Source organism: Levilactobacillus hammesii DSM 16381 (assembly GCF_001434395.1).
Classification (GTDB): domain Bacteria; phylum Bacillota; class Bacilli; order Lactobacillales; family Lactobacillaceae; genus Levilactobacillus; species Levilactobacillus hammesii.
Genome location: NZ_AZFS01000059.1, coordinates 172986 through 195503, shown reverse-complemented (window position 1 = coordinate 195503; position 22518 = coordinate 172986). Strand labels below are relative to the sequence as shown.

The window sequence follows — 22518 nt, the reverse complement described above, 5'->3', positions numbered from 1 at the left end:
ATCAATGGACTTACAAAAGTTAGTTTCAGATGTCTATGAGATTATTGCTGCCCAAGGAAACTACGACAGCTTATCAGATAAAGAAGTATACGCACCTTCAATTCAAGTGGACCGCCGCAACGTCTACTTCATCTTACATGAAACCGTTAACAAGCAAACGGCCAAGACTTTGGTTGTTTACGAAGATCGCGATGACGTCAAGGACTTTGACGCCAAGGAAAGCATCGTTGACCACAACAAGACTTTAATCACTGGTGATTTAAACGAAACCAACTGGCGTGCACTTGCTAAGCGCTTTGCTTGGATCAAGCCAACTTCTCGTCATGGTTACAAGTACACCTTTGGTTTAGGTGACCGGTTAGGCAACGCTTCTAACGCTCACTTACGTTTGTTCAAGGGCCGGGGCATTGTACCTGTCTTAGCACAACAATCCATTCGTGAATTACTATTGATGAACCGTACCGAAACCGATGTCTTATTGGATGCCGGCTGGGCTGTCTTTGAAGAAGGTTACACTGATGGCTGGGTTGACGATGGTGACCACGTTAAGAACCCTCACGAAGTTGACTACGCCGTTAAGGCCGGCTGCACCATGATTACTTTGGATGCAACTGAAAAGATTCATAACGAAGTTGCTAAGTTCTCTGACGAAGAATTGGACACGAAGTTCAACGCTTTGGATGATGATTTAGTAGAACGCTTCAACAAGACTTACTTAGACAAGACGTTCCAAATCAGTGACGATGCTTCCGTTCACTTCACGAAGCGTGACGTTGAAGAATCAGTTCTGATCTTCTATGGAGCTGTTAAGTACGCTATCTTCATCTACCACAAGTTCATCGTACCTTACAACTTGGACTTCGAAATTTCTATGGATGAAACGATTGTTCCTACGACGCCTGCAAACCACTACTTCTTTGCTAACGAATTACATCGTGAAGGCATCACACCTGAAACCATCGCACCTAAGTTCTACGGTGAATTCCAGAAGGCTATTGACTACATCGGTGATGTTAAGCGCTTCGAACGTGAATACGTGGTTCACGAAGCTATTGCTGAAAAGTTCGGCTACAAGTTGAGTATTCACTCTGGTTCCGACAAGCTTTCCGTTTACGAAATCATTGGCCGGATCTCCAAGCAACACGGCTGGCACGTTAAGACCGCTGGGACTAACTGGTTGGAAGCTCTCCGTGTTATTGCCCATGTCGATCCTAAGTTTATGGTTGAACTTTACAAGTTTGCTTACGATAACTTGGATGATGTTGCTTCATTCTACGTCTTCAACGCCCAAACCGATGGTACTGCGCCAAAGCCAGAAACCATCAACGAATCCAACGTTATGAGCTTGCTTGACGGCGATGACTCACGTCAAGTTCTCCACACGATGTACGGTTCACTCTTGAACGCTCAAAAGAGCTACAAGTACGTTTACCGTGACAAGTTCTTCAAGATCTTGAAGGAACACCAAGACCTGTACGACAAGTACTTGAACATTCACATCGCAGAACACCTCGACTTACTCCAAGGTTTGGCAAAGTCCAAGGCTGAAGTTCAAGCTAAGTACGAACCAAAAATCAACGAAGACTAATCTTAGTTAACGGCTAATTAGTTCAACTCTATAAGGAGGAATATCCTGATGGCTTTATTGGACGACAATTTCTTACTCGGCAACGACATGGCCAAGAAACTTTTCAACGACTATGCCAAGGGTATGCCAATCATTGACTTCCATTGTCACTTGAACCCAAAGGAAATCTATGAAAACAAGAACTACCCTAACATTACGCGGATTTGGTTAAACGAAGGCGTTTACGGTGACCACTACAAGTGGCGTCAAGAACGGACCAATGGGGTGCCTGAAGAATTAATCACCGGTGACGGCGACGAATATCAGAAATTCTTGGCCTGGGCTGAAACGATCGAAAGTGCCTTGGGGAACCCACTCTACGAATGGACCCACTTGGAACTCAAGCGTTTCTTCCACATTGATGAAGTATTGAGCCGCAAGACCGCACCAGACATTTGGAAGAAAGCAAATGCTGAACTCCAAACGGATGCCTTCAAGCCTCGTAACTTGATCAAGAACTCTAATGTTAAGGCGGTCTGCACGACTGACGACCCTGCTTCTGACTTGCACTACCACAAACTGTTGAAGGAAACTGAAGCTGAAAACGGCTTCCGGACCTTACCAGCTATGCGTCCTGACAAGTTGATCCAAGTTGATCGTGATGGTTTCGCTGACTACCTGAAGGAATTGAGCGACATCTCTGGTGTCAAGATCACTTCATTCAAGACGATGATCGATGCGGTTAAGCAACGGTTTGAATTCTTTAATGAAATGGGCGGCCGTCTATCTGACCATTCTCTGTTAACTTATCACTTCATCGAAGCTTCAGACAGCGAGCTGAACGCGATCTTTGATAAGGGTGTCAACAACGAAGAATTGTCAGCTAAGGAAGTTGACCAATACTTAACTGCCTTACTGGAGAACTTAATGAAGTTGAACAAGGAATTTGATTGGACGATGCAATTCCATATCAACTCTATCCGTGACCTTAATCGGCCAATGTTCGACAAATTAGGGCCTGATACCGGTTATGATGCCGTTGGGACACAACCTGATATTGCTGACCAAATTGCCAAATTATACACTAAGATGCAGATCACTCATGACATTCCAAAGACGATCTTCTACTCTTTGAATGACAATGACTGGATGCAATTAGCAACGATGATGGGTGCCTTCCAAGAAGGCGGCAAGCAACGCTTACAACTCGGTGCCGGCTGGTGGTTCAATGATACTGCCGAAGGGATGAACGAACAGTTGCGGGTCTTCGCCGAAGAAAGTCTGTTGCCTAACTTCGTTGGGATGCTGACTGACTCACGGAGCTTCCTGTCATACCCACGTCATGAATACTTCCGTCGTGTACTTTGCAACTTCTACGGTAACTTAGCAGAACAAGGCCGAGTACCTGACGATGAAGAAATGTTGGGGAAGGTTGTTCAAAACATTTGCTACAACAATGCTTACAACTTCTTCAAGTTCTTCCCAGACAAGACGCCTGACGAAATTTTCGGCAAGCTGACGGTTAAGAACTAGGACGAACGAGAAAAGCCGCGCATGAACTTCCGTATGGGAGTCCTGCGCGGCTTTTTGTTTACCATGAGAATTTTAGGTGGGATGGCTTAAGGTGCTGGTCAGCAATCATGAGGCTGTCACTTGATGAGGGCCACTCGAGGTTGGAGAAATCACTTGTCGTCCGCGTCAGGAATGCCTAAAATTAAACTGTGAATCCGTTTTCGTGAAAGGGGAATAAGATACTTATGAATGAAAATCCGTTGAATATTTTGCATACCATTGGGTTTGACCAACTCTATCCCGTTATCCGTTGTCAGCTGACCTTTAGCGATCCGCTGGACCAGGACCGATTAGTGAAGGCCATTAATTTAACGGCGAAGGTAGTTCCCGAACTCTTCTGTCGCTACGAGATGAGTGACAATAGCTGGCAACCAGCGGTTAAGGATGGCCGAGAGGTGGTAACAGTTGTGCCCGTCGATGCGCAGCTAGATGCCACGCCGGACTGGGAAAAGGATGCCCAGGTCCGGTTCGTGTTGCAACCGGCCGGTAACGGGAGTCGGTTGACCATCACCATGAGTCATATTCTGACTGACGGCAGTGGGTTTAAGCAATATCTCTACCTGTTAAGTAAATGCTACAGTCAGGGGGCCGCTGCTATTGCAGGGGTGACAAATGTGGTCAATCTGGACTGGCTGAAAGCATTACTGAAGCAGCATCCAGCCTCTGCCAAGCGCGGGGACGTGGATCATCCAGCGAAGCCGTTGGCATTGCCACAGTTGACGAACGCAACGGCGGATACGGCCCGTCCTACGGTTAGTGGGTGGCGGTTGACGCCGGATCTCACGCGTAGCCTGATTAATGCGACACATGCCCAGGGCGTGACGGTTAATGATGTCTTGCTGACCACCTTTGGTAAGGCGGTCCAGGCTTTTGATCGGGGTGGCGATGAATTGGCGATTCCGTGCCCGACGGATATGCGGCAAAAGATTGATGAAGAGCCCGCGGCATTGCGGATTGCTAATCACACGGCCCGGTTTAATCCGGCCATTCATTCACCCCAGGATGAAGCCGTTTCCGTTTCCGTGCAGAAGATGCACGTTGAAATGCAACGTTTAAAGGACAGCGACCAGTTCTTGGATTCAGTTCGTTCTTTGATGGCACAGTACCAAACGGAACCCATTAAAAAACTTCAAGAAATCGTGGAAGCCAACTACCACGTCCGGGCCATTGCCTTCACTAACTTTGGTATCATTGACGATACGCGGCTGACCTTTGCCGAAAACACGGTGACGAATTGCTTAATGACGGGGTCTTTCCGTTACGCACCGATGTTCCAGGTGGCTTGCAGCACGTTTAAGGGTCAGCTGAGCCTGGGCTTTAACATGATTGGTACGACCGAAGAAGTTCAAGTGGGTCGGGTGGTCATTCATGATATGATTTCACGGATGAAGGAGTTTATGACGCAGTCTGAGGTTGGGGCCGCGGTTATCGACTAACTTTGAAGGACGAAAAAAAGCTCTCCCAGATTTGGGAGAGCTTTCGTCTTGTCTGACCTACTTAAGAGGTTCAGTTTGCTTTTGAACTAGTTGGGCGTAAGCCTGTGATAATGATTGTTGGGTCGCTGCATTGTCGTTAGTCGTAGATGCGACGGCTTGGGTAGCAAAGACACCAGAACCTAAAACAGCAACAGCAGCAACAACAACTAAAACTCGATTAAATACACGCATTATATAAATACCCCTTTTTTCTTTCTTCTCTTCTCATTTGTTCACGTGAACATCGTATGATTTTCTGAAAACAAAGTCAAGGGTCAAAACTTGATGTAATGGCTTTCATCATAAATTATTTCATATTTTTGAAAAAAGCCCGGAATAAAAGGCTTTCTGCAACCGATTTAATGGCAACTTTCCCATGAAAATTTTTGTAAAGGTGCGTATGATAGAAGGTAACGAGTTATCGTAAGAAAGTGAGATGTTCAAATGACGCAAGTGCAAAATGACCCAGACAAAATTTCAAAACAGAACTTAATTGCGATTTTTGCCGTCGCAATTATGGCCTTCCTGGGGATTTTGGTAGAAACTTCCATGAACGTAACCTTCCCAACCTTAATGCGAACGATGCATGTTTCGTTGAGTACCGTTCAGTGGATTACAACAGGCTACCTGTTAATGGTGGCCTTATTGATGATTACGTCAGCCTTTTTAAAGCAGCGATTTAAGAATCGGCAATTATTTATAGCAGGGGCTACCCTCTTCATTTTAGGCGATCTAATTTGTGCGCTCGCACCCAATTTTCCGATCCTATTGCTGGGACGCTTAATTCAGGCGGGGTGTGCGGGAATTGCTATTCCCCTGATGTTCAATGTGGTTTTGGAAAGTGTTCCCCGTTCTCGTCTCGGCTTTTATATGGGATTATCCGGGCTGATCCTGATGATTGCCCCAGCTAGTGGGCCTACCTTTGGGGGGATCATGGCTTCGCTAGGAAACTGGCGGTTGATCTTCTGGTCAACACTACCAGTGGAGGCACTGATTCTACTACTGGGTGTGGGAGCCATTAAACAGTTCTCGCCGGTAAAAAAGGTCCATTTCGTTTGGCTGCAGTTTAGTCTGTTAGCGGTGGCTTTTGTCAGTTTCACCATGGGGCTTAACAGTCTGACCGCAGCGGGGTGGCTGAGCTGGCAATTCCTCGGTGGTCTGTTATTAGCGATCGTCATGATGACGGGGTACATTCTGGTAGCTAAGCACAGTGACCGTCAATTATTAAAATTGGAAATTTTCCGTAATCCCGTCTTTACCTTTAGTTTTATCGCTTATGTGATTCTGCAATTTTGTAATATTGGGATTAACTTTGCCTTGCCCAACTATGCGCAGATCGTAGTTGGCGCGAGCTCCCTATTCGGGGGACTGATGTTGCTGCCAGGAAGCCTGGTAACGGCAATCTTACAACCGTGGTTCGGCCATTTGTTGGATGAACACGGTGCGCGGCTCCCCATCTTACTGGGAAGCAGCCTGTTCCTGGTCGCGGCGGCCGGCTTTACGCTGATGGGACAACGACTCAGTGTGGTGATTATCGCGGTGCTCTACGTTATCTTCAGTATTGGTCGTTCGATGGCCTTTGGAAATACCATGACCAATGGGCTGAAGGAAGTTGATTTTAGTCAACGTGCGGATGCCAATGCCATCTACAATACGGGGCAACAGTTCGCCGGTTCGGTGGGAACGACGATCCTGGCGGCATTGATGTCTTCAGTTAAAGTGAGCGGGATGTCCTATGCACGAGAAACGGCTCTGGGAAGTCAGTTAGCGTTTGGCTTGATTTTAACGTTAAGCATTCTAAACTTTGGGTTGTATGCGATTGTGTTCCATTATCAAAAAACAGATAAATAAAGAGATCACGGGGTGTTGGCTGATGGGCGAACGCCCCGTTTTTAGGTGGTGATCCGGTGGGTTATCATGATGGGGATCAGACAACGGTGGTTTCTCGCGGGGGTTACTGGTATGCTGAATTAAAAGAGGGTGCCTGGGGTATAGAGAGTGGACAAGCTAACCGGTGGTATCCTAAAAAAACGTTCAGGGGACTTACATGATGTGGAAAAGATTGTGCTGGATTTTAACAGGGGTTGTTTTACTAACTTTAGCGGGGTGTTCTTTACGATCAGTGGCGCCAGGTTACCGTTCACAACAGACGATTAAGACGGGACAGTTGCGAGCGACAACCTTTTCATTAGTGGCGAGTGCTGAGAATTCGACCACAAATTATCGCCAACAATACGGCTATATTCAAGATATTGGGGATGGTCGTGGCTATACCGCCGGCATTATTGGTTTTACTTCGGGTAATGGTGATCTACGGCAAGTTATCCAACACTACGTGCGCTTGAAACCCCATCACAATGGGTTGAGACGCTATTTACCCGCCCTAAAGCGGGTTGAAGGCACAGCCTCTCATCGGGGATTAGGTCCACAATTTGTTAGGGCTTGGCGCCGTGCTGCTAAGACGCGCCAGCTGGTTCGAGCGGAAGATCAAATTTTGAATGACCAGTACATGCAGCCAGTTCTGAAAGCGGCCAAGAAGGATGGTCTCAGTCCTTTGGGACAGTACATTTACTATGATGCCATCGTGGTACATGGCCCGGGAAATGATGCCAGCAGCTTTGGGGGCATTCGGCGGCACGCGCTAAAATTGGCGCGTGCGCCGCGTCAGGGTGGTAACCAAGCAGAGTACCTGAAGGCCTTTTTAAAGGCGCGAACGCCCGTTATGAAGGCGGAGGCTGCCCATAAAGATCTCTCACGGCTAGAGACACAGCGAGCACTGATTAAGGCAGGGAATTATCAACTAAAACGGCCGTTGCGCTGGCAGATGTATGGGGATCACTATCATTTGAACTAAGTTTGTGGCGTGTTGGAAGCCGTCAGTTGGGCCTGCTGAAGGGCCTGCGGCAAGGAACCAGCCGCCCACAGATAGTTTAATTCGAGTAGTTGTTCATAACGTTGCTTACTCAGAACCACAACACTTTGCTGATCAGAGATAGCGACTTCCAAGGGATGATTGGTCTGGATAACACGCTTAAGCAAGAATTCTGGATGGGCGTGAAGGTGAGTGAATGGGGTCATTTTCATGGCATTCCTCCGGCAAGGTTGGCTAAGTAACGGTGACAGTAATCGTAGTATAGCAGGTCGATCGTCAGAAATACAGAACAAATGTTCGTATCAATATTTCGATAGTGCGAGTTGGCTTGACACACTGAGTGGTGGCGGCTTTAAAATAAATATTTTGATTAACACAAAGGCGTCGTGAGCCTGATTGGGCTCACGACGCCTTTAATTAATGGACTTTAATTTGAAAAGCCAAGCGAACGACGAGATTGGTTAGTAGTGAAACCAGTAAGGCATAGCCTAAAATTAAGGCTAAGAGGATGACGGCGGTTGTAATCACGCGGAGATAGCCCGTCGCGATATTTCCCATTGTTAGAAAAACCGTCACCACGACGATGACAGTGACGAAACCAATCAGCCCAATTCTGGAATTGGCAAAATCAGCTGCACTCAGGTCAAAGCCCCCAATGCTAATGTTTAGCGACAGTAGGATCATGATTAGCCAACGTACGAACGGGTGATTATCGCCGCCCAGGGCCGCAACAAAACCGTTCCAGTCGAGGTTGAAGGGATCCGCCACTAACGTGAGCATACCGCTGAACAGACTGGGAATCAGCAGTGCTGTTAGTCCCAACAGGACTAAGGCACACCCGAAGATGGGGGCAATCCCAATAAATAAATTCCCCGTCGTTTGGTACCAGTTACGCCGATTCCACGTGTGGTTGACGTAACCTAAGGCTAAGTCGGGATTGCCATCCGCGCCCAATTGGTGGGGATGGGGTCGTTTTAACAACCGAACCTGATCAATACGGTGGCCGAAAAGAACGGCCATTAGAAGATGGCTGAGCTCGTGAAGAAAGATGCCAATGAATCCTAAGTAAAGTTCACTGTTGACGCCGAGACCATTTGCTAGAAATTTCTTAGTATCCCGATTGAGATAGGTCAGCAACGCGACAAAAATAAACGGAATAACTAGGAGATCTAAGCCCACGAGGCCAAGATTTTTGAGGATCAGGCCAAGGTTAGTATTCATTCGTTACTCCAACAGATCGGTGAAGGTACCGTGGACGAGATTTGCCAACTCTGTTGCGTCCAACGACACGGAACGGCCGATTTGCCCGGAAGAAACTAAAATGGTGCCCTGTTCCTTGGCCGTATTGTCAAAATAAATGGGGAAGTGATTCTTTTCCCAAATACCGACCGGTGTGTTCGCACCGTGTTCATAGCCGGTTGTTTTGACCAGGTCCTTTAAGGGAACCATGTCCACCTTTTTATTGCCGGAAGCCTTGGCCAGTTTCTTTTCGTTAAGATGTTCATCAATTGGCAGAACACCCACAACGGGACCAGTCGTGGGACCGCTCAACACCAGCGTTTTGTAGATGTGGTGTTCATCGACATCCGCGTGGTCAACGTCCATTTGCGCAACGTCACCCTGGAGATGAGTTGCGAATTCAAACTGCTTATAAGCAACTTTATTTTTATCGAGAATCTGTTCGACAAGCGTTTTGTGCAGCCGCTTGCCTTTCTTTTTCTTAGCCATTTAACTCACCTTTCATCACAAAAAATAGTAAATTGGACCGCACTTTAAAAATAAATGGAACGGTTGTTTCCTGATAAAAGCAGACACCGCCGCCAAAACCTGTTATACTCTATCACAGTAGAAGTCTAGTTGAAGAGTTATGAGGAGATATCATGGCAGATTTAGTCTATCGACAGGTGATGCGGGACTTAAAGCAACGCATCCATCAAAATGAATTTCCCAATAAGCGGCTGCCAGATGAACGAAGCCTGAGCGAAGCGTACGGGGTTAGCCGCAGCTCAGTCAAGCGGGCCCTTAGTGTGCTCGCGAACCAGGGGATTATTTTTAAAAAGCGCGGATCAGGAACCTTCATTAATCCATTATATATGAAAAACCAATCAATTTTTCAATATGAAGGCTCAAATTTAGGAATTACTGACAGTATGAAGTCGGCGGGAACCACACCGGGCATTCGATTGCTCAAATTTGATGTGATTCCAGCCAGCAAGGAAATTCAGCAGGATTTGTTCCTGGCTGAGGGTGATTTCGTTTACGAGATCAAACGCTTGCGACTATTCGAGGATAAACCCTTCATGATTGAAACGGGGTATATTCCCATTAAGATTGCACCGAACCTGTCCCAAAAGACGGTCGCGGACTCAATCTTTAATTATTTGGAATCACAGGGGAAGGTCGTCACGAAGTCCTTCATGTCCATCCGAACCCAGCCCTCAACCGCTGATGATCAGAAACTGTTGCATCTAAAGCCAGTGGAACCCGTGGGCATCATGGAAGGGGTCTTCTTCCTGGACGATGGGACGCCGTTTGAAGTTTCCAACATGCGGTTACACTATCAGTATTTGAACTATAACACCTTTGTTTCGTTAGATGAAGAATAAGCTATTTGAAGTGACGCCTGAAAAGGGAGTCACTTTTTATTTTGGTCTAGTTTTAGTGTAAGCATAACACGAACATTGATGCAGTGTTTTCTTATACTGGTATACCTTAAATAAGCAAAAACTAATGGAAACAAGTGCGGCTAATTGGCGAAATATAAGCGATTAACCGCGTCAAACCAACGTTTATGAGTGAGGTTCGACTTTTTAATTAATTGATACGGTCCAATCTTCAAAAAGGTTGACTTTTATTTAAAAAGCGTTATTATAAGACTTGTAAAAAGCATCCCGGTAGTCACTACGAGATAAATTTTACGTTAAGTTCTATCAACTAGATTGTGCAGTTACAAATTCAAAGAAGGAGTGTTAATTACATGGCAAATGCAGACTTCGACTCCAAGACTTACTTGGAAGGCGTTGACAAGTACTGGCGTGCAGCAAACTACTTATCAGTAGGTCAGTTATTCTTGCGTGACAACCCATTATTGAAGCGTGAGTTAACCTCTGATGACGTGAAGATCAAACCAATTGGACACTGGGGGACGATTGTTTCTCAAAACTTTATCTATGCTCACTTAAACCGGGCAATCTTAAAGTACGATTTGAACATGTTCTACATTGAAGGTTCAGGTCACGGTGGCCAAGTCATGGTTTCTAACTCATATCTTGATGGTAGCTACAGTGAAATTTATCCAAACATTTCTCAAGATGAAGAAGGCTTGAAGCGTTTATTCAAGCAATTCTCCTTCCCAGGTGGGGTTGCTTCTCATGCCGCACCTGAAACACCAGGTTCTATCCATGAAGGTGGGGAACTTGGTTACAGCCTGTCACACGGTACTGGTGCTATCTTAGATAACCCAGACGTGATCGCCGCTGTTGAAATTGGTGATGGGGAATCTGAAACTGGTCCTTTGGCCGCTTCATGGTTCTCAGACAAATTCATTAACCCAATCAAAGATGGTGCTGTTTTACCAATCATCAATATGAACGGGTTCAAGATTTCTAACCCAACGATCCTGTCACGGATGTCTGACGAAGACTTAACCAAGTACTTCGAAGGTATGGGTTGGGAACCACACTTCGTTGAAATCGAAGCGGGTGACACTGACTTTATGCGGGTTCACGAAGATATGGCTAAGACCATGGATGAAGTTATCTCCAAGATCAAGTCTATCCAAAAGAACGCCCGTGAAAACAACGACGAAACGTTGCCTAAGTGGCCAATGATCATCTTCCGTTCACCTAAGGGCTGGACTGGTCCAAAGGCTGACTTAGATGGTAACCCAATTGAAGGCTCATTCCGTGCTCACCAAGTGCCAATTCCTGTTGCTGCTGGTGATATGGAACACGCTGACATGCTGGTTAACTGGTTGAAGTCTTACAAGCCAGAAGAACTCTTTAATGAAGACGGTTCTGTTAAGCAAGAAGTTCGCGACATGGCACCTAAGGGTGAACAACGGATGGCAATGAACCCTATCACAAATGGTGGGATCAAGCCACAACCATTGAAGTTACCTGACTACAAGAAGTATGCCGTTGACACGACTGAACATGGTAAGACGATTGCCCAAGATATGTTGGTTTGGTCTAACTACTTGGCTGACGTCATGAAGTTAAACCCAGATACTTTCCGTGGCTTTGGTCCTGACGAAACGAAGTCTAACCGGCTCTATGCTGCGTTGGATTATGGTAAGCGTCAATGGATGGAAGGCATCAAAGAACCTAATGATGAAAACATGGCTCACGAAGGCCGGATCATTGATTCTCAACTTTCAGAACACCAAGCTGAAGGTTGGTTGGAAGGTTACGTTCTGACTGGTCGTCATGGTTACTTCGCAACTTACGAATCATTCGGTCGGGTTGTGGACTCTATGTTAACGCAACACTTCAAGTGGTTACGTAAGGCCGCTGAACAAGAATGGCGTCACGATTACCCATCCTTGAACTTCGTTGACACGTCAACTGTCTTCCAGCAAGACCATAACGGGTACACCCACCAAGATCCTGGGATGTTAACCCACTTAGCTGAAAAGAAGCCAGCCTTTATCCGTGAATACTTGCCAGCCGATGCTAACACCTTGTTAGCTGTCGGTGACGTAGCATTCCGGAGTCGCGAAAAGATCAACTTGATTGTGACCTCTAAGCACCCACGTCCACAATGGTTCTCCATTGATGAAGCCACTAACCTGGTTCACAATGGTTTGGGCTACATCGACTGGGCATCTACTGATCAAGGTCAAGACCCTGATATCGTCTTCGCTGCTGCTGGTACTGAACCAACTTGGGAATCATTGGCCGCAATTTCATTGTTGCATGACGAATTCCCAGAAATGAAGATTCGCTTCATCAACGTGGTTGACCTGTTGAAGTTGCGTTCTCCTAAGTTGGACCCTCGTGGGATCTCTGATGACGAATTTGACCGTCTGTTCACGACGGACAAGCCTGTTATCTTTGCCTTCCACGGTTTCGAAGGCTTGATCAAGGATCTCTTCTTCGATCGTCACAACCACAACGTCCACGTTCATGGCTACCGTGAAAATGGTGACATTACCACGCCATTTGACATGCGTGTCTTGAACCACTTGGACCGTTACCACTTGGCTAAGGAAGCCGTTGATGATATCGATGAATACGCCGTTAAGGGCGCCTACTTCGCACAACGGATGGACGACATGGTTGCTAAGCACAATGCTTACATCCGTGAAGTCGGAACTGACTTGCCAGAAGTTAACGCTTGGCAATGGAAGCCATTGAAGTAATCTGTGATTGCTTTAAGTGGTGGTAAATTCTGATTAAAATAAGAGCACCTGCGTGTCCTGAAAGGGACATGCGGGTGCTCTTTTGTCTTGGAGAAAAGCTTACCGGTGCTCGGACTTGCCGGGAACTGATAAGGCTTTGGGGTAAAACCGAACGGATTATTAAAATACTAGTTCAAGTTCAGGACTAATTGGTGACTAGATACGATAGTTACTGCTTTTGAACTAAAATTCAAGCAAAATCCGAATTGTTCCTGTAGTATTGGGGGAAGTCAGACCAGGAGGTTAAATCAGTTCGAAGCCGGCGTCGACTAAGACTTGATTAACAGCGGTGGCTTGATCGCTGGCAATGTGAAGTTCAATCACGCGTTCCTGATGTTCACGGACGACCATTAAGGTTTGGATGCTGAGGTTGTGTTCGGCTAAGGCCTTTCCGATAGCGAAGATAACACCGGGATGGTCGTGGGTTACCCGCACACGGCTAATGACACCGGGCTCACCATAACCGGAAATATTAAGAAAGGCATCCAAAATGTCGTTATTTGTAATGATACCAACGACTTGCGCCGATTGCATGACGGGCAGGACCCCGATTTTATGTTGCCGCATTTGGAAAATTGCTTCTTCTAATTGTGCGCTGGCCGAGACGGTGCGAACGGTTTTCTCCATAATATCAGCCACCGTGGTCTTGGTTAAGAGGTAGTTGGTTTCGTACACGGAGAGGCTAGTCGCTTGTGAAGGGAGTGCGCGGGCAATGATGCCTTGGGTGACAATGCCGACCAGGACGTTGCCTTCCAGCACGGGTAACCGGTGAATCTGATTTTCTTTCATCAGTACAATTGCCGTACTGACGGTCGTTTGGGGATTGACGATAATTAACTTAGTTGTCATATAATCTGCTACACTCATGATTAACCTCCTAAGTAGGCGCGTTGAACGGCCTGGTTGGCCAGGAGTTCCTGACCGGTACCACTGAGTTTGACTTCGCCGGATGCGAGGACATAGCCACGATCGGCAATCGCCAGGGCTTTGTTGGCGTTCTGCTCGATTAACAGGACGGTGGTTCCAGCGGCGTTGATGGCTTGAATGATATCGAAAATTTCATTAATGAAGATGGGGGCCAGTCCCATTGAGGGTTCATCCAGCAACATGAGCTTGGGTTTGGCCATCAGGGCACGGCCCATGGCGAGCATCTGTTGTTCCCCACCAGACAACGTGGCCGCATCTTGGTGACGGCGCTGCTTGAGAACGGGGAAATATTGGTAAACGTCCGCATAGGTCTGGTTGATGTTTTGATGATCCTTGCGAAGAAAGGCCCCCATCTGAAGGTTTTCTTGGACGGATAGGCCAGGGAAAATATGCCGCCCTTCTGGGACTTGAGAAATACCGGCACGAACAATCTTGGGGACAGCCTTGGTCTGAATGGGCTGATCCAAATAGATCACTTGACCACTTACCGGGCGCATAATCCCGGAAATGGTTTTGAGGATGGTCGACTTTCCCGCACCATTAGCCCCAATTAGTGTGACAATTTCACCGGTGTTAATCGTGAAATTTACTTTTTTGATGGCCTGAATGGCGCCATAATTGACGACGAGATCTTTAACTTCTAGCATTAAGCTTCATCTCCTAGGTAGGCCTTAATAACGGCTGGATTCTGCTGAATCTCGGTGGGGGTTCCCTCAGCAAGCAAGGCCCCATGTTCCAGGACATACAGGCGTTCAACGACGTTCATCACCAGCGACATGTCGTGTTCAATGAGTACAATCGTGATGTGAAAATCGTGTTGGATCTGACGGATTAACCGGGTTAAGTCGGCCGTCTCTTCAGGATTCATACCGGCAGCCGGTTCATCCAAGAACAGAATCTTGGGTTTGGTTGCCAGTGCGCGCACGATTTCCAACCGGCGTTGAATCCCATAAGGCAGGTTCTTAGCCGGTTGATCGGCCACCTCGGTGAGGTCAAATATCGCCAGTAGCTTTTGGGCCGCTGCTGTCATCGCTGCTTCGGTTCGATAGAACTTGGGCGTTCGAAAGATGCTGGTGAGGAGACCTTCTCGATAGTGATTGGTCATGGCGATGCGAACGTTGTCTAGGACACTGAGTTCCTTGAATAAGCGAATGTTTTGAAAGGTCCGTGAGAGGCCAGCTTGTGCGATCTCCGCGGGACGTTTGCCATTTAGCGTCTGCACGCCGTTGTCGGTGTACAGGCTAATGGCACCGGAAGTGACGGGGGTTACGCCGGTGAGCAGGTTGAATAGGGTCGTTTTGCCGGCACCATTGGGACCAATCAGACCGACCAATTCATTCTGATCGAAGTGTACGGAAACGTTGGAAACGGCGGTTAGACCACCAAAACTTTTGACCAATTGTTGGGCGGTTAACAGAGGACTACTCATGAATGGCGGACTCCTTTCTTAGACGTCGACTGAGACGCTTAAATGAAAATTCCCAATTGCCTAATAAACCGGCGGGCTTGAAAATCATAATGAGAATCAAAGCCAGTGCGTAAATGATCATGCGTAGTGTCCCGAAGTTTTGCAAGATAGTATCCAGGGCCCCTAAGACCATGGCGGCGACGAAGGTTCCCGTGATGCTGCCAACGCCTCCCAGCACAACGATAATCAGAATGGCGATCGATGCCATAATGTTGAAGTCACCGGGGGCGATCGTTTGAATGTAGGCGGCATGGAGGGACCCGCCAATGGCGGCGGTTCCGGCGCCAAAGACGAAGGCGGCGAGTTTCCAACGAGTGGTGTTGATGCCCATGGCTTCAGCGGCAATCTCGTCTTCGCGGACTGACATAATGGCGCGTCCGTTGCGACTATGAATAAAGTTGACGGTAATGATGGTCGTGAGACACATCAGGACGTAGACCGTTACCCAGGTCACCAGGGGCGGGATGTTGAAGAGCCCGGCGGCACCGTTGGTGATTTTAAAGTTATTAATCAAAATCCGAATGATTTCAGCAGCCCCCATGGTGGCAATCGCCAGGTAATCACCGCGTAGACGCAGGGTCGGAATCCCGACAATTAATGCGGCGATCATGGCGATAATAATGCCAACGCCCATGGAGAGATAAAACCCAAGCGGGGTCGCGATGTTTTGGGTAATGATCCCAGTCGCGTAGGCGCCGATGGCCATAAAGCCGGCGTGACCCAGTGAAAACTGACCAGAAAAACCGATGATTAAGTTTAAACCGGTCGCCAGAATAATGTTGATTCCCATGGTAACCAGCATGTTTTCGATAAAGGTATTAATGATGCCTAGAAATTCACAGGCGTCAATGATCACAAAACCGAGAACCATCACGCCTAACCAAGCGAGGTTGTACTTGAAGTTTGCTTTCATACTGATGGCCTCCTAAACCTTTTCTTTTGTCTTTTTGCCAAAGATTCCGGCTGGAAGGACCAGTAGAATCACGATCAGGACAAAGTAAACCACAGCGTCCTTGTATGCCGAAAGACCGACTGCCTGAACGCCAGTCTCCAACAAGCCAATGAGGAAGCCCCCCAGCGAGGCACCAGGAACCGAGCCAATTCCACCAATAACGGCGGCCACGAAGGCCTTAATGCCGGGCGTCATTCCCATCAAGGGGTCAATCGAGTTGTAGTATAAGCCGATCAGGACGCCAGCAGCACCAGCCATAGCGGAACCGAGAGCAAAGGTGAACGAGATGGTATGGTTGAGATTGATGCCGACCAATTGGGCCGCTTGGGGATCGACGGAAACGGCGCGCATGGCCTTACCCATCTTGGTACGCTTGATGATTAACTCCAGGAGCAGCATCAGGAAGCAGGCCGTTCCGAGAATTAACAGTTGAATGTTAGAGATACGTAGGCCGGCAACGTGATAGGTGACGGTCCGAATCACCTGAGGAAAACTACGCGCGTTAGCCGAAAAGAGATAAGTCATGCCATTTTCGAGTAAGAAGGACACCCCAATTGCCGTAATCAACGCGGTGATTCTCGGGGAGTTACGGAGAGGGCGGTAGGCGAAGTATTCAATCAAGACGCCGACCAGGGCGCAGAAAACCATTGCCGAGAGCATGGCCAGGATGAAGTTGAAGTGTAGGCCGTTGATGGCGTAGTAACCCCAGAAAGCGCCGAGCATGTAGATGTCGCCGTGCGCGAAGTTAATGAGCTTGATGATGCCATAAACCATGGTGTAGCCCAACGCTAGCAGGGCATAGATGCTGCCCAACGAGAGACCATTGATTAATTGTTGTCCGATTGTCTGCATGTAATCACTCCAAATCTAGACGGTTTATTTGATGGTATATGCCTGCGAGATAGTGCCATTAGTCATTTTTTCGATTACCATGGATTTTTCGGGATTGTGATTCTGATTCATCGTGATCGTGCCGGTGACGCCCTTGAAATCCTTGAGTTTGGCCAGACCGGTGGTTATTTTGACGGAGTTGGCGGATTGTTCACTTTCAATGGCTGATTTAATCATGTAGATGGAATCGTAAGCCAACGCAGAGAAAGTCGGTGCTGTGGCGTGATACTTCGCCTGGTAAGCCTTTAAGAAGCTAGCGGCTTTGGGATTCGTTTCCCCGGCCTTGGTCGAGAACGGGGTCGTGTAGTAGACCTTGTTGGTATTGGACTTGCCAGCGATCTTAGTCAGCTTGGCATCGGCCATACCGTCGCTACCAACAACGGGAACGTCAATGCCGGCTTGCCGAGCTTGCTTGATGATCAGGCCTAATTCGGAGTAGTAACCCGGCGCGTAAATAGCATCGATTTTCTTGTGCTTAAGCGCGGTCAGGATGGCATTGAAATCTTTATCGCCTTCCTGGAAGGTCTGGTTACTGGCAATTTTGCCGGTATAGGTTTTCTTAAAGGCCTTGGCCAAGCCGGTGCCGTAATCACTGGAGTTATCAGTTAGGATGGCAACGTTTTTGGCCTTCAAGGTGTTGGTCATGAACTTAGCCGCGGATGAGCCCTGGTAATTGTTTTGGAAGCAGGCGCGGAAGATGTATTTTTGGACGTCACCATTTTTCTGAAGGGTATAACCGGGATCGGTAGCGGATGGACTGACAGAAGGGACGGCTGCTTTGGTCATATTAGGAATCGAAGCCGTTCCGGCATTGGTGGCGGCGGGACCAACCACGGCGACCACCTTGTCATTGTTGACCAGCTGCGCAGCAACGGAAGCGGCGGTGGTGTTTGAGGTCTTATTGTCCCGAATGACCAGCTGAATCTTCTTATGGGTCTTACCGACCGCGATGCCACCAGCCTGATTGATTTTATTGACCGCTAATTGAATCCCTTGCTTCTGTTGCTGACCGTAACCGGCAGCGGCGCCGGAGAGTTCCATGTTAACCCCGATTTTGATTGTCTGGCCGGGGTTGTTCCCCTGACTGCTGCCGTTGTTCTTGGCGGTGCTACAGCCGGCGAGGGCTAAGACGATGGTTGCCAGTGCGCTAATTTTGATGATGTGTTTGTGCCATTTGATCATATGTAAAACCTGCCTTCTTCGTTTAATTTGGTGAAGCGAAATGTTCCCCAATCCTCCTTTGGACTAACAAAAAGACCTCATCCACTGGGTGAATGAGGTCTTACACGGATACCGAGCCCTCATTACCACACGGGAAAGAAGGGCTCAGTACTTGAATTTTGAGTTGTTAACTCAAGGTCAAGTGACCGGGTCCTTCTTCGTTAATAATAAGGCTGCGTTTTGAATAGCAAGGGACGCTACAATGGTGGTGTTCTTTTTCGTATTCATCATGGTGGGTCCCTCACTTTCAAAAGTTTTGTTTTCGGTTAGTTGATGTGTCCTACGATAATTAAAATTAAATGAGATGTCAAGATGAAATTTAATAATTCTGTTTTTGAAAGGGCATTAGTTGTTGTCAGACGTGTGCCGACGGACGTTTTATTTTTTTAGTTTGGCAAGAGTAGTCGCTAGCGGTCTGATTAGGAGCGAAATGGCTGACACGTCAGCGATATAAAATGACAAATACCGCGTTGGATCGGCCTAAGCGGGTCCTGAGCGGTATTTTTGGCGTGGTATAATATGGCTAATATTACGCGGGTTGCTGGAGGCTGACCGCAATGAGCTTGACCTGATAGCTCGTATTGGGGGCCTTAATGGTCACCGTGTCACCAGGTTGGTGGCCGAGTAGGGCCTTGCCCAGGGGCGATACACGGGTAATCTTGCCCGCCTCAAGGTCGGCTTCCTGGGTGCCCACCAGTTGGTAGCTCACTTGGTCATCATCGTCCATGAACTGAACGGTCACCCATTTTCCGAGTTCTACTTTATCATCCTTGCTGGGGGCGACCACCTGGGCGTATTGCAGCTGCTTGTTGAAGAACCGCAGCTGACTCTCCAGGTGCCGCAGATCCCGCTTAGCCGCGGAATACTCGGCATTTTCGGAGAGGTCACCGTGAGCCCGTGCCTCCGCCAAGATGGCGATCTTTTCTGGGCGATCAGCCTCAAGTGCCGCAATCTTATTCTGCAAGTCACGGTAGCCCGCAGCGGTGATGGGATTAAAATCTCCTGCCATAAGCTTCACCTCGTTAACTTAGAATTTACCCCAATTTTACCAATTTTTGTGAAAAAGAAAAGGAGTTCTCCCCATGAAATTATCTGCTTCATACTGGCTACGTCAGGCCGGAATTGGTTTCGCCTTTATCCTGGTGATAGCCTTACTCGGCCATTTAAATTATAACCAATGGCGCTTACTGCCAGGGATGACGGGGGCCGATTGGTATTTCTTAATCAGCTGGCTGTGTTTCCCGTTTGCAAAATGGGTCGTTCTAGAAGATAAGCGGGAGGTTAAGGCACCCACGATTCGGCGCAAAAAGAAACAGCGCGCCGCCGAACAAACCGCTTCCGTCTACGAAAAAATGAATCGCCCCCAGCGTGAGCCACGATTGGAGGCCGCTCCCAAGGCCCACTTAAAGTGGTATTGGCGTGGTCTAGTGGACCTCGTCCTCACCTTCTTTGGTCCCCTTATTTTGGGTGGATTCCTCACTTATTCACTGCGACACAATTAAATTGTGCTTATTTTTGCTGCTTTAACGTGCAAATATTGACGTTTTTGCGGCTTAACGCTTGATAAGCCGAAACCATGTTAAAGTAATGACAGTTGGAAGGGGTCAGTTTTCACAGGACTGATGTTGCGAATCAACTAGTTAAAGTATAAGTGATTAAGGCCACAATTTGGGGGAGTCCTTAATCAGATTCGCACCCTGAGATTATCTAATCAAGAGGTCGGTTGGCAGAGTAGAAAATTAGTCTGAAACTTAGGTGACTAGTAGCAGGATTTTCAGCGATGGGCTGAAGAGTAAGTGACTGAATCGGGTTATTCGTAATGCCTAAGGTTTCTGTGACTTTGTTAGAACTTGGGGGAGTGCTAATTAAGCCAGCGCCGGTAATTAAATAATCCAATTAGAAGAGGATCATCTGAGGGGATGATTCTTTTTTTATGGGGTAAAACGATTGCAACCACGGGAAAATCAAGGTACATTAGTGAGTAATAGGGTTACGGTATAATTGAGTTGTGGCATTGGTTAACTGGCTGCTTCGCTAGTTGAATCATTTAGAATTAAAAGGACGTGATAGGGTGTTAGCCGTATATCTTTGTGAAGATAATCAAGAACAATTGGCGCACTATACGGATGTTGTGAAGCGCTATATTATGATTAACGATTATGATATGCAGGTTAAGTTGGCTACGCCTAGTCCGCAGGCGTTATTGACGGATCTCGCGGAGACACCACCGGAATATGCGCTGTTCTTTCTCGACATTGAATTTCCAGCCGAAAAGACAACGGGATTAGAAACGGCCATTTCGATTCGTCAACAGCTAGGATTTGCCGAGATTGTTTTTGTGACGACCCATTCGGAGATGGCGTTACTGACGTTTGAGCGTAAGGTCGAGCCCATGGACTTTGTGGTCAAAGACCTTGGTCGGGCACAGATTGATCAGAAACTCCGGGAGAATGTCGATTACGGCTATCAACGGTACACCAATTATCTGGGAAATACGGAAAACCTCTTTAGCTATAATATTGGGGGGCGGTCCTTTAGCCTACCAATGGGGGATGTTTACTTTGTGGCAACGTCCTCGACGCCCCATAAGGTGACGGTTCATGCCGCTAATCAATTGGTGGAGTTTCCGGGTTTTTTGAAAGACATTGCGGATCAATACCCGGAACTCTACCGGACGGATAAAAGTTTTTTGGTCAATTTGGATAATGTGAGTGGAATTGATACCACGACTCGGCGGTTGATTTTTCCCAATGGGGATCAGACTGACGTGGCTACCCGGCGATTCCATGAGGTTAAAACACTGGTTCAAAAACATTTAAAGTCCTAAGAGGGTGCAGAGAATGGTGGACTTATTTCAAATATTTGACCGCCAATTCTGGACAAATTTGGTGTTGGCGGTAACCATGCAATGGTTCATCACGTTGTGGATCGGGGTGATTCGGCCCCAAAACTGGAAATTGCCGCTGAAGTGGATCGGGTGGGGGCTAATCCCTGCCTTTATTGGGCAGTCGTGGAGCCTACTCATTCCGCCCATTAGTGCCTTGATGTATTTGGTTCATCATCGCCGCGCCTCAACGTTGATTTTCGTCAACGCCACGATTGTTATTTATTTAGTTGTGGTCTTAGTTAACGATGTCTGTCGCCAGGTTTTCATTGAATTATGGGGATTGGGCTTTGCCAATGGCGTATCCGGTGTCGCGGCCCGCCTGATTTTTCAGTTTTTCATTTACATGTTAATTTCGATCGGTGTGTCTGGCATGCGGTTACAGCCCGGTAACCTGGATGCGCTTGAGTTTAGCCGTAAGGAACAGTGGACGGTGATGGCACTCTTGGGGAGTCTGGCAATGCTTGCCGAAATGTCGTCGTTGATTATTCACCATTTGGAAATTACCCATGCCATGCTGACGTTTGCGCTGAGCATTGAGCTGGTCATGATCTTGTTGATTGCGGCCAGCCTGTTTGCCTTTCTTCAAAGCTTCTTTCATCGGCAGCGGGTGCGCGCGGATTATCAAGAAAGTCTATTGAAGAATCGTTACGATCGGCGGATGTCCAACCAGGTCCGCGCCATTCGTCAGTTTACCCACAATTACCAGCAACAGATGCTGCGTCTAGGCGATTACTTGGATGCCGGCGATTACGATGGGTTAGCGGCTTACTATCAGACGCTGAGTACGCGCTGGTCGACCACCCATCACTTGGTTGGTTTGGAAGCGGCCGGGCTGAATCAACTCAACGATCCGCCCCTGAAGAGCCTGTTATTTCAGAAATTGCTGGCCGCGCAGAATCATGACCGCGAAATTCGTTTGGAAATTCCCGATCCCATAAAGGCGATTCCGATGGATAGCATGCAGCTCCTTCGAATCATGGGGATTTTATTGGATAATGCGATTGAGGCGCCCGCAGTGGGCAACAATCCCACAATCTATTGTGCTATTTTGAACTATCCCGAAGCCATTGAGTTGGCCGTTGCCAATCCCGTCTCGCAGACGAATCCACCCAAGATTAATCAATTTATGCAAGCGGATTATTCAACTAAGGGGGGCAACCACGGACTGGGCTTAAGTACGGTTCACGATATCATTGATCATACGGACAATGCGGCCTTACAGATTGCGATTAAGCGCGGTCGCTTGTACTTTACAGTGATTCTGACGAAGCCGGGGAGGTGAGCA

General features: G+C 47.7%; 21 protein-coding genes. 10 read left to right on the top strand and 11 right to left on the bottom strand.

The window, feature by feature from the left end; genetic code table 11:
- Window positions 1-4 precede the first annotated feature (4 nt).
- The 3 genes from FD28_RS07565 (at window position 5) to FD28_RS07555 (ending at window position 4575) form a co-directional block, all read left to right on the top strand.
- Window positions 5-1588, top strand: coding sequence for a tagaturonate epimerase family protein (locus FD28_RS07565; RefSeq protein WP_057734205.1), 1584 nt, complete (start codon window positions 5-7; stop codon window positions 1586-1588).
- Window positions 1589-1636: 48 nt separating this feature from the next.
- A complete protein-coding gene (gene uxaC / locus FD28_RS07560) occupies window positions 1637-3100 on the top strand; it encodes a glucuronate isomerase (RefSeq protein WP_057734203.1) in 1464 nt (487 codons plus the stop codon).
- Between the two features lie 224 nt (window positions 3101-3324).
- The gene (locus FD28_RS07555) at window positions 3325-4575 is read left to right on the top strand and encodes a hypothetical protein (RefSeq protein WP_057734201.1); all 1251 of its coding nucleotides are present in this window, start codon (window positions 3325-3327) and stop codon (window positions 4573-4575) included.
- Window positions 4576-4632: 57 nt separating this feature from the next.
- Here the strand turns inward: FD28_RS07555 and FD28_RS13345 are convergent, their stop codons facing one another.
- Complete coding sequence (locus FD28_RS13345; protein WP_169788496.1) at window positions 4633-4806, bottom strand: hypothetical protein; 174 nt, start codon at window positions 4804-4806, stop codon at window positions 4633-4635.
- A gap of 252 nt (window positions 4807-5058) precedes the next feature.
- Here FD28_RS13345 and FD28_RS07550 point away from each other — a divergent pair, with 252 nt between their 5' ends.
- Both FD28_RS07550 and FD28_RS07545 read left to right on the top strand, forming a co-directional pair.
- Window positions 5059-6465: an MFS transporter gene (locus FD28_RS07550; protein ID WP_057734200.1), complete on the top strand. Its 1407-nt coding sequence runs from the start codon at window positions 5059-5061 to the stop codon at window positions 6463-6465.
- A gap of 199 nt (window positions 6466-6664) precedes the next feature.
- Complete coding sequence (locus FD28_RS07545) at window positions 6665-7468, top strand: chitosanase (protein WP_057734198.1); 804 nt, start codon at window positions 6665-6667, stop codon at window positions 7466-7468.
- Here FD28_RS07545 and FD28_RS07540 read toward each other — a convergent pair.
- The 3 genes from FD28_RS07540 to FD28_RS07525 all read right to left on the bottom strand — a co-directional run bounded on the left by FD28_RS07540 (window position 7465) and on the right by FD28_RS07525 (window position 9214).
- Window positions 7465-7698: a hypothetical protein gene (locus FD28_RS07540; RefSeq protein ID WP_057734195.1), complete on the bottom strand. Its 234-nt coding sequence runs from the start codon at window positions 7696-7698 to the stop codon at window positions 7465-7467. The genes FD28_RS07545 and FD28_RS07540 overlap by 4 nt on opposite strands.
- Window positions 7699-7903: 205 nt before the next feature.
- Window positions 7904-8707 carry a hypothetical protein gene (locus FD28_RS07530; protein WP_057734191.1) on the bottom strand — a complete coding sequence of 268 codons (804 nt, stop codon included), beginning with the start codon at window positions 8705-8707 and terminating at the stop codon, window positions 7904-7906.
- 3 nt (window positions 8708-8710) lie between these two features.
- Window positions 8711-9214, bottom strand: a complete 504-nt coding sequence (locus FD28_RS07525) for an aminoacyl-tRNA deacylase (RefSeq protein WP_057734188.1) — start codon at window positions 9212-9214, stop codon at window positions 8711-8713.
- 152 nt (window positions 9215-9366) lie between these two features.
- On the opposite strand from FD28_RS07525, the gene FD28_RS07520 reads away from it, so the two are divergent.
- Both FD28_RS07520 and FD28_RS07515 read left to right on the top strand, forming a co-directional pair.
- Window positions 9367-10092, top strand: a complete 726-nt coding sequence (locus FD28_RS07520; protein WP_020089496.1) for a GntR family transcriptional regulator — start codon at window positions 9367-9369, stop codon at window positions 10090-10092.
- A 371-nt stretch (window positions 10093-10463) separates the two neighbouring features.
- Window positions 10464-12848 carry a phosphoketolase family protein gene (locus tag FD28_RS07515; protein WP_057734185.1) on the top strand — a complete coding sequence of 795 codons (2385 nt, stop codon included), beginning with the start codon at window positions 10464-10466 and terminating at the stop codon, window positions 12846-12848.
- Between the two features lie 282 nt (window positions 12849-13130).
- Here FD28_RS07515 and FD28_RS07510 read toward each other — a convergent pair whose 3' ends face one another.
- The 7 genes from FD28_RS07510 to greA form a co-directional block, all read right to left on the bottom strand.
- The gene (locus FD28_RS07510; protein ID WP_057734183.1) at window positions 13131-13754 is read right to left on the bottom strand and encodes a CBS domain-containing protein; all 624 of its coding nucleotides are present in this window, start codon (window positions 13752-13754) and stop codon (window positions 13131-13133) included.
- Window positions 13755-13756: 2 nt separating this feature from the next.
- Window positions 13757-14461, bottom strand: coding sequence for an ABC transporter ATP-binding protein (locus tag FD28_RS07505; RefSeq protein WP_057734181.1), 705 nt, complete (start codon window positions 14459-14461; stop codon window positions 13757-13759).
- Complete coding sequence (locus FD28_RS07500; RefSeq protein WP_057734179.1) at window positions 14461-15243, bottom strand: ABC transporter ATP-binding protein; 783 nt, start codon at window positions 15241-15243, stop codon at window positions 14461-14463. The genes FD28_RS07505 and FD28_RS07500 overlap by 1 nt, the downstream gene beginning before the upstream one ends.
- A complete protein-coding gene (locus FD28_RS07495) occupies window positions 15236-16195 on the bottom strand; it encodes a branched-chain amino acid ABC transporter permease (protein ID WP_057734177.1) in 960 nt (319 codons plus the stop codon). The genes FD28_RS07500 and FD28_RS07495 overlap by 8 nt, the downstream gene beginning before the upstream one ends.
- Window positions 16196-16207: 12 nt before the next feature.
- Window positions 16208-17086: a branched-chain amino acid ABC transporter permease gene (locus tag FD28_RS07490; protein ID WP_057734175.1), complete on the bottom strand. Its 879-nt coding sequence runs from the start codon at window positions 17084-17086 to the stop codon at window positions 16208-16210.
- A gap of 24 nt (window positions 17087-17110) precedes the next feature.
- Window positions 17111-18307 carry an ABC transporter substrate-binding protein gene (locus tag FD28_RS07485; RefSeq protein WP_057734174.1) on the bottom strand — a complete coding sequence of 399 codons (1197 nt, stop codon included), beginning with the start codon at window positions 18305-18307 and terminating at the stop codon, window positions 17111-17113.
- A 568-nt stretch (window positions 18308-18875) separates the two neighbouring features.
- Window positions 18876-19355: a transcription elongation factor GreA gene (gene greA / locus FD28_RS07480; protein ID WP_057734172.1), complete on the bottom strand. Its 480-nt coding sequence runs from the start codon at window positions 19353-19355 to the stop codon at window positions 18876-18878.
- A gap of 73 nt (window positions 19356-19428) precedes the next feature.
- Between greA and FD28_RS07475 the strand changes: the two genes are divergently transcribed.
- The 3 genes from FD28_RS07475 (at window position 19429) to FD28_RS07465 (ending at window position 22515) form a co-directional block, all read left to right on the top strand.
- Window positions 19429-19848, top strand: coding sequence for a hypothetical protein (locus tag FD28_RS07475; protein WP_057734170.1), 420 nt, complete (start codon window positions 19429-19431; stop codon window positions 19846-19848).
- A 569-nt stretch (window positions 19849-20417) separates the two neighbouring features.
- Window positions 20418-21173, top strand: a complete 756-nt coding sequence (locus FD28_RS07470; protein ID WP_057734168.1) for a response regulator transcription factor — start codon at window positions 20418-20420, stop codon at window positions 21171-21173.
- A 13-nt stretch (window positions 21174-21186) separates the two neighbouring features.
- Window positions 21187-22515 carry a sensor histidine kinase gene (locus FD28_RS07465; RefSeq protein ID WP_057734166.1) on the top strand — a complete coding sequence of 443 codons (1329 nt, stop codon included), beginning with the start codon at window positions 21187-21189 and terminating at the stop codon, window positions 22513-22515.
- Window positions 22516-22518: the final 3 nt, after the last annotated feature.

Bases quoted from the DNA above. Each gene is read 5' to 3' on its own strand.
- FD28_RS07520 (WP_020089496.1), top strand. From the start codon at position 9,367: ATGGCAGATTTAGTCTATCGACAGGTGATGCGGGACTTAAAGCAACGC.
- FD28_RS07485 (WP_057734174.1), bottom strand. From the start codon at position 18,307: ATGATCAAATGGCACAAACACATCATCAAAATTAGCGCACTGGCAACC.
- FD28_RS07465 (WP_057734166.1), top strand. From the start codon at position 21,187: ATGGTGGACTTATTTCAAATATTTGACCGCCAATTCTGGACAAATTTG.
- uxaC (WP_057734203.1), top strand. From the start codon at position 1,637: ATGGCTTTATTGGACGACAATTTCTTACTCGGCAACGACATGGCCAAG.
- FD28_RS07555 (WP_057734201.1), top strand. From the start codon at position 3,325: ATGAATGAAAATCCGTTGAATATTTTGCATACCATTGGGTTTGACCAA.
- FD28_RS07500 (WP_057734179.1), bottom strand. From the start codon at position 15,243: ATGAGTAGTCCTCTGTTAACCGCCCAACAATTGGTCAAAAGTTTTGGT.
- FD28_RS07515 (WP_057734185.1), top strand. From the start codon at position 10,464: ATGGCAAATGCAGACTTCGACTCCAAGACTTACTTGGAAGGCGTTGAC.
- FD28_RS07490 (WP_057734175.1), bottom strand. From the start codon at position 17,086: ATGCAGACAATCGGACAACAATTAATCAATGGTCTCTCGTTGGGCAGC.
- greA (WP_057734172.1), bottom strand. From the start codon at position 19,355: ATGGCAGGAGATTTTAATCCCATCACCGCTGCGGGCTACCGTGACTTG.
- FD28_RS07565 (WP_057734205.1), top strand. From the start codon at position 5: ATGGACTTACAAAAGTTAGTTTCAGATGTCTATGAGATTATTGCTGCC.
- FD28_RS07505 (WP_057734181.1), bottom strand. From the start codon at position 14,461: ATGCTAGAAGTTAAAGATCTCGTCGTCAATTATGGCGCCATTCAGGCC.
- FD28_RS07510 (WP_057734183.1), bottom strand. From the start codon at position 13,754: ATGAGTGTAGCAGATTATATGACAACTAAGTTAATTATCGTCAATCCC.
- FD28_RS13345 (WP_169788496.1), bottom strand. From the start codon at position 4,806: ATGCGTGTATTTAATCGAGTTTTAGTTGTTGTTGCTGCTGTTGCTGTT.
- FD28_RS07475 (WP_057734170.1), top strand. From the start codon at position 19,429: ATGAAATTATCTGCTTCATACTGGCTACGTCAGGCCGGAATTGGTTTC.
- FD28_RS07545 (WP_057734198.1), top strand. From the start codon at position 6,665: ATGTGGAAAAGATTGTGCTGGATTTTAACAGGGGTTGTTTTACTAACT.
- FD28_RS07550 (WP_057734200.1), top strand. From the start codon at position 5,059: ATGACGCAAGTGCAAAATGACCCAGACAAAATTTCAAAACAGAACTTA.
- FD28_RS07540 (WP_057734195.1), bottom strand. From the start codon at position 7,698: ATGAAAATGACCCCATTCACTCACCTTCACGCCCATCCAGAATTCTTG.
- FD28_RS07495 (WP_057734177.1), bottom strand. From the start codon at position 16,195: ATGAAAGCAAACTTCAAGTACAACCTCGCTTGGTTAGGCGTGATGGTT.
- FD28_RS07530 (WP_057734191.1), bottom strand. From the start codon at position 8,707: ATGAATACTAACCTTGGCCTGATCCTCAAAAATCTTGGCCTCGTGGGC.
- FD28_RS07525 (WP_057734188.1), bottom strand. From the start codon at position 9,214: ATGGCTAAGAAAAAGAAAGGCAAGCGGCTGCACAAAACGCTTGTCGAA.